14 protein-coding genes are annotated in these 15,612 nt (G+C 34.1%); 6 read left to right on the top strand and 8 right to left on the bottom strand.

Annotated features, from left to right (window positions below):
* Window positions 1–285 precede the first annotated feature (285 nt).
* The 6 genes from RMO83_RS15965 to RMO83_RS15940 all read right to left on the bottom strand — a co-directional run bounded on the left by RMO83_RS15965 (window position 286) and on the right by RMO83_RS15940 (window position 5,179).
* Window positions 286–1,944 (bottom strand): Ig-like domain-containing protein, encoded by a 1,659-nt coding sequence (locus RMO83_RS15965; protein WP_310560698.1) that lies wholly within the window; start codon window positions 1,942–1,944, stop codon window positions 286–288.
* A 212-nt stretch (window positions 1,945–2,156) separates the two neighbouring features.
* The gene (locus RMO83_RS15960) at window positions 2,157–2,621 is read right to left on the bottom strand and encodes a hypothetical protein (protein ID WP_310560697.1); all 465 of its coding nucleotides are present in this window, start codon (window positions 2,619–2,621) and stop codon (window positions 2,157–2,159) included.
* Window positions 2,578–2,934, bottom strand: a complete 357-nt coding sequence (locus tag RMO83_RS15955) for a hypothetical protein (RefSeq protein ID WP_310560696.1) — start codon at window positions 2,932–2,934, stop codon at window positions 2,578–2,580. Before RMO83_RS15955 ends, RMO83_RS15960 begins: the two co-directional genes overlap by 44 nt.
* On the bottom strand, window positions 2,918–3,865 hold the full coding sequence (locus RMO83_RS15950; RefSeq protein WP_310560695.1) for a hypothetical protein: 948 nt from the start codon (window positions 3,863–3,865) through the stop codon (window positions 2,918–2,920). The genes RMO83_RS15955 and RMO83_RS15950 overlap by 17 nt, the downstream gene beginning before the upstream one ends.
* 8 nt (window positions 3,866–3,873) lie before the next feature.
* On the bottom strand, window positions 3,874–4,164 hold the full coding sequence (locus RMO83_RS15945) for a hypothetical protein (RefSeq protein ID WP_310560694.1): 291 nt from the start codon (window positions 4,162–4,164) through the stop codon (window positions 3,874–3,876).
* A gap of 331 nt (window positions 4,165–4,495) precedes the next feature.
* Window positions 4,496–5,179, bottom strand: a complete 684-nt coding sequence (locus RMO83_RS15940; protein ID WP_310560693.1) for a ComF family protein — start codon at window positions 5,177–5,179, stop codon at window positions 4,496–4,498.
* A gap of 96 nt (window positions 5,180–5,275) precedes the next feature.
* Here RMO83_RS15940 and RMO83_RS15935 point away from each other — a divergent pair, with 96 nt between their 5' ends.
* Window positions 5,276–6,817 carry a glycine--tRNA ligase gene (locus RMO83_RS15935; RefSeq protein ID WP_310560692.1) on the top strand — a complete coding sequence of 514 codons (1,542 nt, stop codon included), beginning with the start codon at window positions 5,276–5,278 and terminating at the stop codon, window positions 6,815–6,817.
* A 91-nt stretch (window positions 6,818–6,908) separates the two neighbouring features.
* On the opposite strand, the gene RMO83_RS15930 is transcribed toward RMO83_RS15935, so the two are convergent.
* Window positions 6,909–7,439, bottom strand: a complete 531-nt coding sequence (locus RMO83_RS15930) for a DUF3575 domain-containing protein (RefSeq protein WP_310560691.1) — start codon at window positions 7,437–7,439, stop codon at window positions 6,909–6,911.
* A 324-nt stretch (window positions 7,440–7,763) separates the two neighbouring features.
* Here RMO83_RS15930 and RMO83_RS15925 point away from each other — a divergent pair, with 324 nt between their 5' ends.
* The 4 genes from RMO83_RS15925 (at window position 7,764) to RMO83_RS15910 (ending at window position 11,913) form a co-directional block, all read left to right on the top strand.
* Window positions 7,764–8,600, top strand: a complete 837-nt coding sequence (locus RMO83_RS15925; RefSeq protein WP_310560690.1) for a LytTR family transcriptional regulator DNA-binding domain-containing protein — start codon at window positions 7,764–7,766, stop codon at window positions 8,598–8,600.
* 172 nt (window positions 8,601–8,772) lie between these two features.
* Window positions 8,773–9,051, top strand: a complete 279-nt coding sequence (locus tag RMO83_RS15920; RefSeq protein ID WP_310560689.1) for a 3-oxoacyl-ACP reductase — start codon at window positions 8,773–8,775, stop codon at window positions 9,049–9,051.
* A 121-nt stretch (window positions 9,052–9,172) separates the two neighbouring features.
* Window positions 9,173–11,197 (top strand): ATP-binding protein, encoded by a 2,025-nt coding sequence (locus RMO83_RS15915; protein WP_310560688.1) that lies wholly within the window; start codon window positions 9,173–9,175, stop codon window positions 11,195–11,197.
* Window positions 11,198–11,217: 20 nt separating this feature from the next.
* On the top strand, window positions 11,218–11,913 hold the full coding sequence (locus tag RMO83_RS15910; protein WP_310560687.1) for a response regulator transcription factor: 696 nt from the start codon (window positions 11,218–11,220) through the stop codon (window positions 11,911–11,913).
* 49 nt (window positions 11,914–11,962) lie between these two features.
* Here the strand turns inward: RMO83_RS15910 and thiL are convergent, their stop codons facing one another.
* Window positions 11,963–13,012, bottom strand: a complete 1,050-nt coding sequence (gene thiL, locus RMO83_RS15905; RefSeq protein WP_310560686.1) for a thiamine-phosphate kinase — start codon at window positions 13,010–13,012, stop codon at window positions 11,963–11,965.
* 548 nt (window positions 13,013–13,560) lie between these two features.
* On the opposite strand from thiL, the gene RMO83_RS15900 reads away from it, so the two are divergent.
* On the top strand, window positions 13,561–15,612 hold a 2,052-nt coding region (locus RMO83_RS15900), incomplete at its 3' end, for an Ig-like domain-containing protein (protein WP_310560685.1).

Here is a 15,612-nt window from a genome sequence, read left to right as displayed (position 1 = left end):
TATTTTGCCTAACATATTGCCACTTTTTTATACCGAAATATACACTTTTTGGCGATTTAAAAGTACTGTTTTCAACTGAATTTAATCACAAGTTATTAACAATCAAATTGTTAATTCATTTTTAAGGAATGACTAATTAATTTTTTACCATATAAGGCATTCAAGGTCAATTAAGTTTAAGAAATCAGCGCAAAACCGTTCTATCCGTGTCATCTGCGTGCTATTTTTTCTTTGCCTGTCCGTAAAGCGGACATTCATTTTATAAACCACAGAAATTCTTTTGAACTAAAACCCTGAACTAGTTTTTTTCTGCTTTTCCACTTTCTTTTTAGGTTCAGGAGTATAAGGAATACTTAGGTCAAAAACTTGCTCAATATCCCAATTGGCACGAACGTCAATTTCCTTGGAAAAGTAAATTACTTCTTCGGCTTGTCTTTTTTCTAAGTAATTTCCAGTGTCCCATTCCTTGTTTTTATTATCGTCATATATGGCCCTAAGCGAAAAAAGAGAAGGATCGATAAAATTAAATTCAACTTTTGTTTTGCTTTCGCAATATTCTGTTGCTAGGATTAGACCCGCTTTATTCGTTAGTTGAACCAATACAGGAAAGCGTTTTACATTTTGTAAACTCACTTTGAGACTTCCATATTCTTCTATACTTTTGGTTCTCAATCTAAAGGAAATATTTTTATTGGATTGTTCTAAATAATCCGTCAATGCACCTGGCATAATTGTAAAAGTGTAGTTTTGGGAAAGTTCCTTTTTAAAATTGAATACTATTTGTTGGTTAAAATCATCATATTTCGTAGTAATAGCCACAGCAACAGAATCTTTATTGATCAATTTTATTTTTGAAGCATCAATTTTTGTTATTGGAGTGGCACTTTCTAATACAAATAAATCTCTAAAACTATTGCTGCTGTTTTCTAAAGTAGCGATGTTAATGCTGTCTTTTTTCTGTTCTTTAATTTTAAAGGTAAAATTCTTGCTATATTTTCCTTTAGAAACAGCCAAAGAAAGCGAATCAACTTTCAAGGGTTGATACCAAATCTGAAGCGAATCCTTTTTGGGGAATTTGGTAATGATAATTGGCAAATCAGTTTCATTATTTTTTAAGGCTAATTTTATGGCATCCGTTTTTCCTTCATAGGGGAAAATCAATCTGTTTCCGGATGCTTGAGTGGGTTTAAATGCTTTAAACGGAAGTACTTCTTTAAATAATTTGAGTTCAAAAACAGTGTCATTTGGAATGGTAATAAACTGTTTTTTGAAAGCAATTTTATCCTTATTAGAATTAAATTTATTGTTCGAACCGTAATCTTTCATTGCCACAAGCAAATATTTCCCCCCCTTTAGATTCTCCAATTTAAAGGTTTTTAAACTATCTAAGGTGTTCGTGATGTATCTTGGAGTTGATTTATAAACCACAGAATCATTGAATTTATCATTTATCTCATAAAGCATAACCGAAACAAAAGGTTCTGCCTCTTTCTCATAAGCATCTTTTACAACACCCGAAATGGATAATGAATCGATAATCGCGCCAGTAGAAAACACATATTTAAATTGACTCAATGGGTTTCCTTCATTGTTGTCTTCTATACTTTGCCCAAAATTGAAACTATAAGTCGTGTTGGGTTGTAAAGTATCATTTATTTTTATGGTAATAAATTTACCCACACTTGTAGGCAAAATCAAGGGTTCGTTCTTCATTGGTGGCGAAATAATCAATTGCTTTTTCAAGTCTTTGAGCTTGATAAATTCGTCAAAAGTCAATTTGATTTCAGTTCCTTTAAATTCATTGCTAAAGTTTTTTGGGTAACTCGATTTCAAAATAGGCGCCAGTGTATCTTTCAAACCGCCCGTAATACTGCCTCTTTTGGCGCAACTTGCCAGTATCAAAACCAGAAGAAAAAGAAAATATTTAGAGTTGTTTTTCAACATAATCAATCAGAATTTAGAAGACACAAAATAACAATTATATTTGGTGTAATGGAAACATTTTATGGAATTATTGGGTTTGTTTCTGCAATGCGTTATTTTCTATAAGTTAATTGAGGATATATAACTACTCGTTGATTGTAATCAAAAAAAGCAGCAAAAAACTTACCTCGTGGTTTGGTTCTTTGACTGCTTTCTTAATGCGATAGAATTTTTTAGTTGCAATTAACTGAATTAGAATAGTCTATTGTTGTAAATGTATAAATTAGTTTATAAGCACTTTGCTTCAATAATTCTTCCGTATAATTATCATATTCTTTTATTGTAAAAATTCTATCGGAATTATTTTTACTGTAATAAAGACATTTATTATTACCAAACTTAACAATAACTTTATTTCCAATCTTATCCTCAAAAGGTTCAAAATAAAACAAGGCAGGAACTTCATTTCTTGTAGTGTTAGTTTTAATTTCATTTCCATTGGGTATACTAAAACTTTTTAGTAATTCATTTTTAGAATTATAAATTTCTAGAGTTAAATCTGTTCCAGAGTTATTCTTATAAATATAGTCAACGGTTTTTACATAATCAATGTTAGCTGAATCACAACCTGATAAGAAAAGTAAAATAAGTATATTACCAACGATTAAAAATCGCATCCAAGTTTTCTTCCGTAGCATTGTTATAGTTGTTTATAAGGTTAATTCTCCAATCGTTCCATGTTGATGTACGTGACAATACGTCTTCTATTTCCTTTATAGTGTAATTTTCTACTTGGTCATAACCTGCCTTACCATCTATTAAATCTTGAACTACACCAGTATAATTTCCAAAATATGAAGGTGTATAGCCATTATGCACCATTCTTGTCAATTCCCACTGCACACCTCTTGCCCACGACTCTTTGACTTTTTCTTCTACGTTATTGTCATTCCAATTGTTTTTTCTTAATTCCCAATGGCTTGCGTGTGCGAGTTCATATGGTAGTTGCATAAATTGCGGAAGTAGAATTTTCAGGATTGTATATGTGTATTCTAGCAAATACTCCAAATATTCTTAAATCTTTTTGATGGTAACCATTTATGTTGTCCTCACTTCTGGTGTTATGGGCTCTAATTCTCATTTTAGGTTTTCCAAACGAATTTGTTGGTGGTCTTTTTAAACCTTTAATATCTTTATAATAATAATGATGAGCCGCTCTAAAAATTGTAGCATAGTATTCTTGTTTGTCACCGTTCATAAGATTTAAATCCCAGTTTCCCTCTTTTTTTGGCCCATTGAATGTTGCGCCATTTAGCCAGTGGTCTGTTAATGCAAAATCGTACCGATCCCAGTCTATACTATAATTAGCGTCTCTTTTAAATGTTCCGTCGCAGGAATAAAACCCATCAGCGCCAACCCAACCTCTATGAGTAGTAAACCATCTTCTGGCCCTTACCTGAGCACCTTCGACACCTATGAAATCTTGTATAAAATCGTCCCACACCCTTATTCTTCCTGCTGGTCGCCAGCTGCTAGACATAGTCTTTGCGGTTTTATTGTGGTTACTTGGCTTGTCCAAATTATTGGTTATTCTTAAAGCCTCGGTTACCAAAGCATCAATGAGGTCTACCGAGACCATTTTACCATTTATTTTTCGCATTGCAGGATTGGCATTTTTGTTTGTAGTACCGTTTTCATCGGTGTCAAATTCTTCATCAGGAATAAATAATTCTTCGAGGATTGCTTTTTCAACAGTTTCCATAACTTTTGCATTGCCTTTAATTTTCCCATTTCCTTGTGCAACTGGTGCTTCTACTTTTACGGCACAATACAATGGCGTGGGTTGGTCTTCGGGAATATTCGGGTCACGATAGTAATCTCCGCTTACCGCAATTTCATAATCTAGCGGATGGTCATAAAGGACGAGAGTTGAGTCTACCATTAAAACATCTAACTCTTCTTCATTTTTAGGGTAAATTTCACATAAAGATGGGTAGCAGTAATTTCAAAATCATCAGCTGCCATTTTAGCACTTAGTTTTGATTTCCTCAAGTTCGCTAATGCTTTTTTCATATTCTCAACAGAATAAGGGTTTTCTAATTTCTTACCCAGTTCGATAGCAACTCCTTTTTCTTCTTTAGAAATAGCACTATCCTTTGAGTTAGGATCATTTTCGCTGCAAGAAAACACAATGGTTGTCAGGACTATTCCTAACGCAATCATTTTAAATTTTTGTTTCATAGGTTTGGGGTTTTAATTTTTTCAAATTTAGAAATTATATTTTAATTGTTGCATAAATACGCATTAACTTATCTTTAAGCTTCTTTCTTTCTTTAGTGCTAAAAGAATTTACTATAGCTCTTTTTATTTCGTTTTGTAAATAACTGCGATTGATAAAGTAGTCTAAAGGACTGTTGATGGAAATGATTGCTGGTCTTTGTTCTTTTGAAATTTTCAAATGAACCGTATTAAATATGAATAAATCGATGCGTTAACAGAAGTTTTTTTTAAATTATCAAAACCAATAAACATTAAGCTAAAAGAACTCTTTAATTTTGAAAATTAAACAACTTTAACTGTGCGCCATCGCCATACAAACAATACTAATTTTTGCGCCAGGAATTTTTAACAATGCATTTGAACACGCTTCTAAAGTTGAACCAGTTGTAATGACATCATCAATTAGTAAGAAATGTTTGTTGTGGTCTTTTTCAGTAAATACAACATCAAAAATAGTATCGATACCTTCGCTTCGGTTTAAAAAACTTTTTCTGGACTGGGTTTTAGAATAGACATTTCGGACCAATAAATTCGGATTATAGGGAATATTCAAACCGCTGGAAAGTGTTGTTCCAAAATTAGTTACCTGATTATAACCTCGTTCTCGTAGCTTTCTTTTATGTAATGGCACAGGAATTATTTCATCGACAGATTGAATAATTTCGGAATTTTTCAAATCATCGGTATACCATTCGCCAAGAACAGTGCCAATTTCTTCTTGACCTTTGTACTTCAGGTTGTGAATTAATTCCTGAACAATTCCTTTTTTATGAAAATATACTAATGCCGAGGTGTATTCAACAGGAATTCGTCCGTAGAACTTTTTGAAAGCTTCGTTTTCAAGATTAAAGTGATGATTGGTGAGCGGAATGTTGTGTCGGCAAATGGTGCAAATCACGTTTTCATTCGATACCAAAAACGAATGACAACCAGCACAAACGGGCGGGAAAAAGAGATTGATAATGCTTTTGAACATAAAAACTCCAAATTTTCATAAAAATAGCAAAATCCAGGGTTCAAAATTCAAAAATGTTTCTTTTTTTAACTTCACTTTTTATATTTTTGCACCACTATGGCAAAACAAGAAGATTTATTTAAGAATGTAATTTCGCATGCAAAAGAATACGGATTTATTTTTCCGTCAAGCGAAATTTACGATGGTTTAAGTGCAGTCTATGATTACGCACAAAACGGAGTAGAATTAAAAAAGAACATACGCGAATATTGGTGGAAAGCAATGGTTCAAATGAACGATAACATTGTTGGACTCGATGCGGCAATATTAATGCACCCAACTACTTGGAAAGCTTCAGGTCACGTAGATGCTTTCAACGATCCATTGATTGACAATAAAGATTCTAAAAAAAGATATAGAGCTGACGTTTTGATTGAAGATTATGCCGAAAAGCTCAATCTAAAAGTAAAAAAGGAAATCGAAAAAGCAAAAGCTCGTTTTGGAGAGGCTTTCAACGAACAAGAATTCATTACGACCAATGCAAGAGTGGTCGAATATTTAGCTAAAGAAAGAGAAATTCTAGAAAGAATGGGGCGTTCTTTAGGTAATGGCGATTTAGAAGACGTAAAAGCATTAATCGAAGAGCTGGAAATTGCCGACCCGGAGACCGGATCCAGGAATTGGACGGAAGTACGTCAATTCAACTTGATGTTTGGCACTAAATTAGGTGCATCTGCTGATACGGCAATGGATTTGTATTTACGTCCAGAAACGGCTCAAGGTATTTTTGTGAACTTCTTGAATGTTCAAAAATCAGGACGAATGAAAGTTCCTTTTGGAATTGCACAAACAGGAAAAGCATTTAGAAATGAGATCGTTGCGAGACAATTCATTTTCCGTATGCGGGAGTTTGAACAAATGGAAATGCAATTTTTTGTGCAACCGGGTAAAGAAATGCAATGGTATGACCATTGGAAAACCGCTCGTTTGAACTGGCATTTATCACTAGGTTTAGGAAAGGAAAACTACCGTTTTCACGATCACGAAAAATTAGCGCATTATGCTAATGCCGCTGCCGATATTGAGTTTAATTTCCCTTTCGGTTTCAAAGAATTGGAGGGAATTCATTCTCGTACCGATTTCGATTTGAAAGCACACGAACAATTTTCCGGTAGAAAATTACAATATTTTGATGCTGAATTGAACCAAAATTACGTCCCTTATGTGGTGGAAACTTCGGTAGGATTAGATAGAATGTTCTTGGCGGTTTTTGCCACTTCCTTAAAAGAAGAAACGTTAGAAGACGGCTCAATAAGAACAGTTCTAAAATTACCATCGGTTTTAGCGCCAACAAAAGCAGCTATTTTACCATTGGTCAAAAAAGATGGATTGCCAGAGATTGCAAACAAAATCATCGATGATTTGCGTTGGGATTTCAACGTAGCCTATGATGAAAAAGATGCTGTAGGTCGTCGTTACAGAAGACAAGATGCACTTGGAACTCCTTTTTGTATCACTGTAGATCATCAAACTATCGAAGACCAAACGGTAACGATTCGTCATAGAGATTCGATGAAACAAGATCGTGTGAATATCGCCGATTTAAAATCAATTATCGAGAATGAAGTTTCGATGAAAAATTGGTTGATGAAAATGTAAATAAACAAAAAGACTTCAAAGGTTGTTGAAAGCTTTGAAGTCTCTTTTAGAATTAAAAAAAAGCTTCTCAATCGAGAAGCTTTTTTATGTGTTAAAATCTGTAGCCTAGTGTTATTCCGCCTCGGCCGACAACTTCAGGACTATTGTCACTTAATAGATTTCGACCTATGCCTGCATTTATTTCAAAAACATATCCTTTACTATGAATCCATTTTGAACCCAAACCAAAACCCAATGCAAAATCAGTAAATTTATCTCCCTTTATTTCATCATAATTATTAGTAAAAGAGTTGTATTCAAAAGAACTGCCTTGTTGGCCAGAATTAATCATACTGAAACCTTCAACAAAAAAGCCTGCAGTTGGTTTTTTCCCAAAATACGCACGGTAATAGGGTGTAAAGCTGAAATTGGTGTCAGAATCTTCCTGATTTATAAAAAAAAGAGAAACGCCTAATCCCGAATCTTCATTTAGTAATCGCTCATAAGTTACTTCAATAGCGCCTAAAACTAAAAAAAGTGCATTTCCTTTAATCTCATTTTTTGGAAAATCAACTTTTTCTTTCTCTTGACTATGGCCAAAGGCAAAAACAAGTAATCCTATTACAACAAATAATTTTTTCATAGCTAATTTTTTTTGTCAAATGTATAAAATTTTTCGGATTCGGATAGCGATTTTAAATCTATTTTGAAGGCCATTAAGCAGTTGCTAACTGCACTTTATCGGATTTATTTGCTCTTCATCATAATCTGTTAACATTTGTTAATAAAATATGAACAACCCTAATGAAAAATAGCGTAAATGTTTATTTTTAGCTAGTTCAACGCGATTTTTTAAGAAAAGTAAAGTTCTTATTGAGTTAGTTTACTTAAATAGTTTATTCGCACAATAATGTAAAGGTTTCACTTTGAAAGTTTAATGTATGCTTAACATCTGGGACAAATTTTGATGAATTACCCCTACATTATTATTGACGATGATCAAGAAAGTGTTTTGAAAACTAAAGCGGTAGCTGCTGATTTTTCGGAACTTGTGTTTGTAGCATCGGCAAATAACTACACAGATGGTTTGCATCTTATTCTCGAGCATACACCAAAAATAATTTTTCTTGAAATTAACCCCGCAGATAAGGGGAGTAATCTGTCCTTGACCCTCATTAATGAATTGTATCGTTTTTTGAAGGTTGTTCCTAAAATTATAATTACTACTTCTGGAAAAGAATTCGCTTTTGAAGCTATTCAATATGAAGTTGCCGATTATATCATTAAGCCTGTACAGAAAATCGATTTGGTGAAATCGCTTCTTAAATTAAAAAAATCGACTAGCGAAGATGAAGTCTATTTGGTTCAAAGTCCAGTTGTAAATCAGCCACCAAAACTATTAGTTGATACCGCATCATTAGTTGCTACTGAGCAGATTGTTCCTTCTGCTGAACAACCGCTCATAATCTGCATTAAATCATACGGTGACTACCGGTATATTGACGCCAGAGATATTTGTTATTTACAAGCCGATAATAATTCGACAGATATTTATCTCAAAACAGGTGAGATGGTTACCGCTTTCAAGACGTTAAAGCATTTTGAAGGCATTTTATCGGCTCCTTTTGCTAGAATTCATAATAGTTATATCATAAACCAAAATTATATTTCTAGGATTCATACTGGAAACGCTTTATGTTACATCAAAAATACTACTACAAAAATTCCGTTTTCTAAATCTTATAAGGAAAACATTGACAGTATAATCTCGGCAATTGCCAATGGCAATTATTTAGAGATATAAGAAAAACACATCTACCCTAATTTGATAGTCATTCACTATCAAACGGCTCTATTCTACCACAAACGCCCATTTTAGCTGCTCAATTGAAGCAATGCTAAGTATTTTTACAATCTGCAAATCGAAAATTTGTTGAATAGTGCTAACCCAAAAAAATATAAAAACCCAAATTATTATGAAAAAATCAATTCTATCTATCGGACTATTATCATTGGTAATGATATTAACTTCTTTCACTACACCTGAAAGTAAAGTAACTGTTAATAATAATACAACTATTGATGCAGCTGGTTCAGGAAGTGCTGGAGGAAATGTAAGATTGGATGCAGCTGGTTCAGGAAGTGCTGGAGGAAACGTAAGATTAGATGCAGCTGGTTCTGGAAGTGCTGGAGGAAACGTAAGATTAGATGCAGCTGGTTCTGGAAGTGCTGGAGGAAACGTAAGATTAGATTGATTTTATTACCACAATGTAAATTATAATTTTATACATATAGTTAGGCTATCAATTTTTTGATAGCCTTTTTTTATGTCTTTCGGTTTATTTTACTATTTTTGAGAAAATTCAAAAATAATTATTGAAAACTAATTACTACATAGTATTACTTCTACTCCTTGCTCTTATTGGTTGTACCAAGAAGAATCCACAAAATAAGGGGACTATATCTTCGGAAGACAGTTTATCGTCTTATCTTACTAAAGCCAATGATTTCAGTTCGACCACTAAAAAAAGACAGGAATACATCCAAAAAGCATTTACTATTATCATTAATGAGAAAGAAGATTCTCTGCAAAGGGCCAATTTGTTTCGAGTGGCTAATCGCTATTACAATTTGAATAATTGGGATAGATATCGAGATATTGCACAAATTGTTTTAGAAAAAGCTGTCCGAAGTAAAGATACTTTGAGTACTGCAAAAGCTTATTCCTATTTGGGAGATTATTATGGGTCACAAGGCGTTTCGGATAGTGCTTTTTTGTATTATTTTAAAGCAGAAAAAATATACCTACAACGAAATGACAATTTGAATCTTGCCAGAACCCGATTGAATAAAGCTTTATTGCAATACAACGAAAGTGACTTTTTAGGTAGCGAAATATCGGTCTTTAAAGCTTTACTAGTTTTGAAAGGAGAAAAAGCGAATGATATCGTATATGAATGCGATAACCTTTTAGGATTAATCTACAACGAACTTGGAGAATACGATAAAGCCGTTGAGTTTCACAGTCAGGCATTAACCAGTATTGATAAAGAAACTACACCTATAGAATTTCAATCGCGAGCTACTTCCTTAAACAATTTGGGGTTGGTTTATCAAAATTTGAATAAAAACAAGCAAGCAACTCCGTATTTTGAAGAGGGATTAAAACAAGAGAAAGATTTAATTTTGTACAAACCTGCTTTATATGCAATGCTCATGGATAATTTAGCCTATTCAAGGTTCAAAGCAAAAGAAGCTCGAGGGCTACCAGATTTGTTTTATAAATCATTAAAATTGAGAGATAGTTTAAAATTAACTATCGGTGTTATTATTAGTAACATTCATTTATCAGAGTATTTTGCATCCAAAGGGGAAATGACTAAAGCGTTTCAATATTCTAACGAAGCACTTGCAACAGCTCGAAAGGCTAAAAATGCTCGAAATCTTTTATTACCCCTGAAACAATTAGCGAGTATAGATCCATCAAAAGCAACAATTTACAACAAAGAATACATACACATTAACGACAGTTTGCAAAAGGCAGACCGGAAAATAGCTGATAAATTTACCCGTATCGAGTATGAAACAGATGAAATAAAACAAGAAAACAACGATTTAACCGTTCAAAACAGGAATTTAGTTTACATTTTTGGTTCCATTTTAATTGTGGGTATGTTTTTGTACATTATCAAAGCGCAAAAAATCAAAAACAGAGAGCTGCTTTTTAAACAAGAACAACAAAAAGCCAATGAAGAAATCTATAATTTAATGATTTCACAACAAAATAGCGTAGATCACATTAGAGTCATTGAGAAGCAAAGAATCGCTCAAGATTTGCACGACGGAGTTTTAGGAAGAATGTTCGGGGTTAGGATGAATTTAGATAGTTTGAATAAAAGTAAGGACGAAGATGCATCACATCAGATAATCAGCTACTTATCAGAATTGAAAAATATTGAACAAGATATTCGTGAAATTTCTCATGATTTGAGTAGGGAAAAATCGGAATTAATTAATAACTTCGTAGCTATTGTTGATAACCTCTTAGAAGATCAAAAAAAGATGTTCGATACAAAGTTAGTTTCTTTTATTGATTCAACTATTAAATGGGACCTAATAGGTAATGCCATTAAAATAAATTTATTTAGGGTCATTCAGGAGTCATTGCAAAACAGCAACAAATATGCTAAAGCCAACAATATTAAAGTAGAATTTAAAAATGGAGTTGATCATTTGTTTATGAACATAAGTGATGACGGAGTTGGCTTTAATTTAAATAAAACAAAAAAGGGAATTGGTTTGAAAAACATGCTTTCTAGAATTACAGAATGCGAAGGAACTTTTGAAATACAATCAAATAAGGGAGAAGGGACAACAATCACTGTTATCATCCCAATTTAAAAAACAAAAACAACAATCAAATGACTTTGGACTCAGCAGCCGAAAAAACTATTAAAAAAAACATTTTTATTGTAGATGATCACCCATTTATAATTCAAGGCTACAAAAATGCGATAATAAGATACAATCCTAAAAAATACGAATTTGTTATAACCGAAGCGAAAGATTGTCAATCAGCATATACTATAATAACAAATCCTGAAACACCCGCTTTTGATATTGCTTTTTTAGACATTAGTATGCCTTCTTATGATGAGAAAGGAATATTTTCAGGTGAAGATTTAGCAAAATTATTAAAGCAGCACATGCCAAACTGTAGAATTATTTTGCTCACTATGTACACAGAATTGTTAAAAGTTAGAACTATAGTTGATGAGATAAATCCTTTTGGGCTTGTAATTAAAAATGATTTAACTTTTGACGAATTTCTTTTTGGTTTTGATAAAGTGATAAACGATCAGGTTTATTACAGTCAGTCCATTCAAAAAATGATTGACCAGTCACAATATGAAACGCTAGAGATAGATCTTTTTGACAAGCAAATACTTTTTCATATTTCTAAAGGAACAAAAACAAAAGACATTGCTCAATACATTCCTATTTCTTTAAACGCTATCGAAACAAGAAAAATGAATCTAAAAAAATTGTTAGCCATAGCAGACGGAACTGATATTGAATTAGTGAAAGTGGCTAAAGACAGAGGGTTACTATTTTAGAACATAAATTGAATTAAAAATGGCACTTAAGAATGCCATTTTTTTGCATTTACATTTCCTCAAGCGCGTTCCAACCACGAGCTTTAAGAGGAATTCTAGTATTGGCGCGAGTGACCAAATGTATTCCTTCACTTTCTTGAGTCATATGACCAATAATGGTAAAGTTTGGATTTCCTTTTATCTTGTCAAAATCTTCCATTTTAATAGTGAAAAGCAATTCATAATCTTCGCCACCATTTATAGCCACGGTTGTGGCGTCTAGGTCGAATTCTTCGCAAGTGTTCATAAATTGAGGATCAAGCGGCAATTTGTCTTCATACAAATTACAACCCACTTCCGATTGCTTACAAATATGCATAATTTCAGATGACAATCCATCCGAAATATCAATCATAGCCGTTGGTTTTATTTCCAATGCGTGCAACAAAGTGCGAACATCTTTGCGAGCTTCAGGTTTTAATTGGCGTTCTATCAAATACGTGTACCCGTCTAAATCAGGTTGCGAATTAGGGTTCACCTGAAACACTTGTTTCTCCCTTTCTAAAACTTGCAATCCCATATAGGCTGCCCCAATATCACCAGTTACCACCAATAAATCGGTTTTACCAGCACCCGTTCTATACACAATTTCATCGTCATCTGCTTCTCCAATAACGGTAATGCTAATTATCATCCCTTTTTGCGAGGAAGTAGTGTCGCCACCAATAACATCTAGTTTATATTCATTAGCAGCAAGCGTAATTCCATCAAATAATTCTTCTAAAGCTTCGAGTGGAAAACGATTAGAAACGGCTATCGTAACCAAGATTTGAGTGGCTTTGGCATTCATCGCACAAATATCTGAAACATTGACTACGACTGCTTTGTATCCCAAATGTCTCAAAGGCATATAGCCCAAATCAAAATGAACTCCTTCGACCAAAATATCGGTTGATACCACCACTTTTTTATCCTTGAAGTCCAAAACTGCAGCGTCATCGCCAATTCCTTTTAAGGTCGATAGTTGGTTAATTTCAAAGTTTTTGGTCAAGTGGTCAATCAATCCAAATTCGCCTAATTGCGCAATACTGGTTCTTTGTGGTGATTTATCTTCGATCATAGTTATGGAGAGGAACGAAGAAATTTCGTTCGGTTGAATTAATTCATAAAGGGGCAAAGGTACGAAGAAATTTTCTCCATCAAGAATTCTAATTTTTGATAGGGTCTAATGTGAATTTTCATTAACAGATTGTTTCTCTATTCTTTTCTCTCTCTTCTTCTTGCCTGATCTACTTTTTATTTGTCCTATTAAAATTTCGATAAAATGTTGTTAATAAGCAGTAAATAATTTTTACAAAATTTTGTGAGTCAATACTTTAATTATTATATTTACACGCACAGAGAGATAGAATGACTTAAATCACACGAGGTCTTTCAGGAAAAACCCTTACAAAATCAGGAATTAGTCAGTGCTTTTGAAGGATGCTTTCCCAAAAAAAATGGACTATTTTTTTTCTGATCGGATCAAAATTAGTGCGCCATATCAAGGATTTCAATCCGCCACAGCGCATTCGGTCGTAAATATGTACTGTAGAAAAAGTGGAGTTCAGCTACCACTCAAAAAAACGGGGCAAAAACTGCATTGTGCCTTAAGCAGGAAATACAATTATGAAAAAAATTATTTTATTAATGCTGTTTGCCTCACTAGGTTGGCAACATATGCTTGCACAAGATTTTATTTATGATGGTCTAGCTTATAATATCACTTCGACAACCACTGTTGAAGTCGCTGATCAAAATGGCTTTGCCGAAGGTGATATAGTGATTCCATCACAAGTTACGAATGACAATGTTCTTTATTCGGTTACATATATTGCTGATAATGCTTTTAATGATTGTGGTAATTTAAATTCTGTTATTATTCCAAACTCGGTTACAAATATTGGCTATGCTGCTTTTGTATTTTGTTTTGGTTTAACCTCAATTACACTTCCAAATTCGATAACCTCTATTGGAGACTATGCTTTTTATAATTGTCCATTAACATTGATAACTTGCAATATTGCAACACCGTTATCAATAAATGCATATGTTTTTAATGGTGTAAACCAAAGTGCTTGCAGTTTAACTGTACCCGTGGGTAGTGTAGCGGCTTATCAAGCGGCTAATGTATGGAAGAATTTTGATCCTATAACAGCAGCTTGTACGCCAACAGACAACACCACAACCGTATCGGCTTGCAGTAGTTATACTTGGGCAATTAACAATCAAACCTACACCACTTCTGGAGTTTACACGGGTACAACCACCAATTGTGTAACTGAAAAATTAGATTTGACTTTGAACGTAGGTTGCGATACCACATCACCCACTTTAGTTATCAGTTCTACTTCAACTAACCCAACGAATGCTAATACAATCCCCATTACTTTCACTTTTAGCGAAGCTGTAACAGGATTCACTGCTTCGGATATATTTGCAGCAGGAGGTAGTTTAAGCAGTTTTTCAGGAAGTGGTAGTATTTATACGGCTACGCTAACCCCTTCAGGTGATGGGTCAATAGCACTTTTTGTTTTTCAAGGCGTTTGTACCGATTTGGCGGGAAATCCTAATGTGTTTACTAGTTTTTCTATAACCTCTGACCGGACACTTCCAAGTGTTGTTATCAGTTCAACCGAAACGAGTCCAACGAGTACCTCGCCTATTCCTATTACCATCTCTTTTAGCGAAGCGGTGACTGGTTTCGATATTACAGATATAACATCAACTCGCGGAATATTAAACGACTTTTCGGGAAGCGGTGCTAATTATACTGTAAATTTATATCCAACAGGTTCCAACGGAACTAGAAGAATAAATATTGCAACCAATACAGCAATTGATGCAGCAGGAAACAACAACACCGCAGCAGCACAATTCAGTATTACTTACATAGCTCCTTGTTCTACACCCACCACTTGGAATGGTTATTTTTGGACAAATGGCGAGCCAGTGGCAAACCAACCCGCTATAATTGCTGCTGATTTTACAGCAGATAGCAATTTATCTGCGTGTAGTCTTCTCGTGGGGAATAATGCAATTGTTAGTGTACCAAGTGGAATTAATTTTACCATTTCAGGAAATGTAACGGTTCAAGCTGGATCCTCAGTAACTTTCGAGAACAACGCTAATTTGATTCAATCCGGAACTACTAATGGCAACTCGGGTAACATCACCATCAAACGCGATAGTAATACTTTGAAACGCCTCGATTATACCTTGTGGTCTTCACCAGTTACAGGAACTCAAACCTTGGGAGACTTTTCGTCTTATACAACACCCACTCGTTTCTATACATACAATGCAACAATTGATAAGTATACAGCCGCTACTGCATCAAATCCTTTTGAAGTAGGTACTGGCTATTTAATCCGTATGCCCGACCAAAACCCTGGAAGTTTAGGATTGACAACGCCTTATTATTTGGGCACTGAAACCTTGATTTATACAGGAGCGTTTACAGGTAAACCCAATAATGGAACGATTGATTTAACTGGTCTTGCTTCTGATAAATATTACGCCATAGGAAATCCGTATCCATCTACGATTAGTGCCGATGCTTTCCTTAATGGCAACGCCACCGATGGTACTTTGTATTTCTGGAGAAAAACCAATGCTACACCAGGAACAGCTTATGCTACTTACACTCTTGCAGGTGGTACTGGAACCGCAGCAGGAACA

Source organism: Flavobacterium sp. (assembly GCF_031423415.1).
Taxonomy (GTDB): Bacteria; Bacteroidota; Bacteroidia; order Flavobacteriales; family Flavobacteriaceae; genus Flavobacterium.
The sequence above is the reverse complement of the archived record's forward strand: the minus strand, read 5'-3'. Positions and strand labels throughout refer to the sequence as shown.

What these genes read in the sequence shown, in the direction of transcription:
- RMO83_RS15950 (WP_310560695.1), bottom strand. Translation starts at nt 3,865, where the DNA reads ATGGTAGACTCAACTCTCGTCCTTTATGACCATCCGCTAGATTATGAA.
- RMO83_RS15910 (WP_310560687.1), top strand. Translation starts at nt 11,218, where the DNA reads ATGACTTTGGACTCAGCAGCCGAAAAAACTATTAAAAAAAACATTTTT.
- RMO83_RS15940 (WP_310560693.1), bottom strand. Translation starts at nt 5,179, where the DNA reads ATGTTCAAAAGCATTATCAATCTCTTTTTCCCGCCCGTTTGTGCTGGT.
- RMO83_RS15965 (WP_310560698.1), bottom strand. Translation starts at nt 1,944, where the DNA reads ATGTTGAAAAACAACTCTAAATATTTTCTTTTTCTTCTGGTTTTGATA.
- RMO83_RS15960 (WP_310560697.1), bottom strand. Translation starts at nt 2,621, where the DNA reads ATGCTACGGAAGAAAACTTGGATGCGATTTTTAATCGTTGGTAATATA.
- thiL (WP_310560686.1), bottom strand. Translation starts at nt 13,012, where the DNA reads ATGATCGAAGATAAATCACCACAAAGAACCAGTATTGCGCAATTAGGC.
- RMO83_RS15925 (WP_310560690.1), top strand. Translation starts at nt 7,764, where the DNA reads ATGAATTACCCCTACATTATTATTGACGATGATCAAGAAAGTGTTTTG.
- RMO83_RS15935 (WP_310560692.1), top strand. Translation starts at nt 5,276, where the DNA reads ATGGCAAAACAAGAAGATTTATTTAAGAATGTAATTTCGCATGCAAAA.
- RMO83_RS15930 (WP_310560691.1), bottom strand. Translation starts at nt 7,439, where the DNA reads ATGAAAAAATTATTTGTTGTAATAGGATTACTTGTTTTTGCCTTTGGC.
- RMO83_RS15920 (WP_310560689.1), top strand. Translation starts at nt 8,773, where the DNA reads ATGAAAAAATCAATTCTATCTATCGGACTATTATCATTGGTAATGATA.
- RMO83_RS15955 (WP_310560696.1), bottom strand. Translation starts at nt 2,934, where the DNA reads ATGCAACTACCATATGAACTCGCACACGCAAGCCATTGGGAATTAAGA.
- RMO83_RS15945 (WP_310560694.1), bottom strand. Translation starts at nt 4,164, where the DNA reads ATGAAACAAAAATTTAAAATGATTGCGTTAGGAATAGTCCTGACAACC.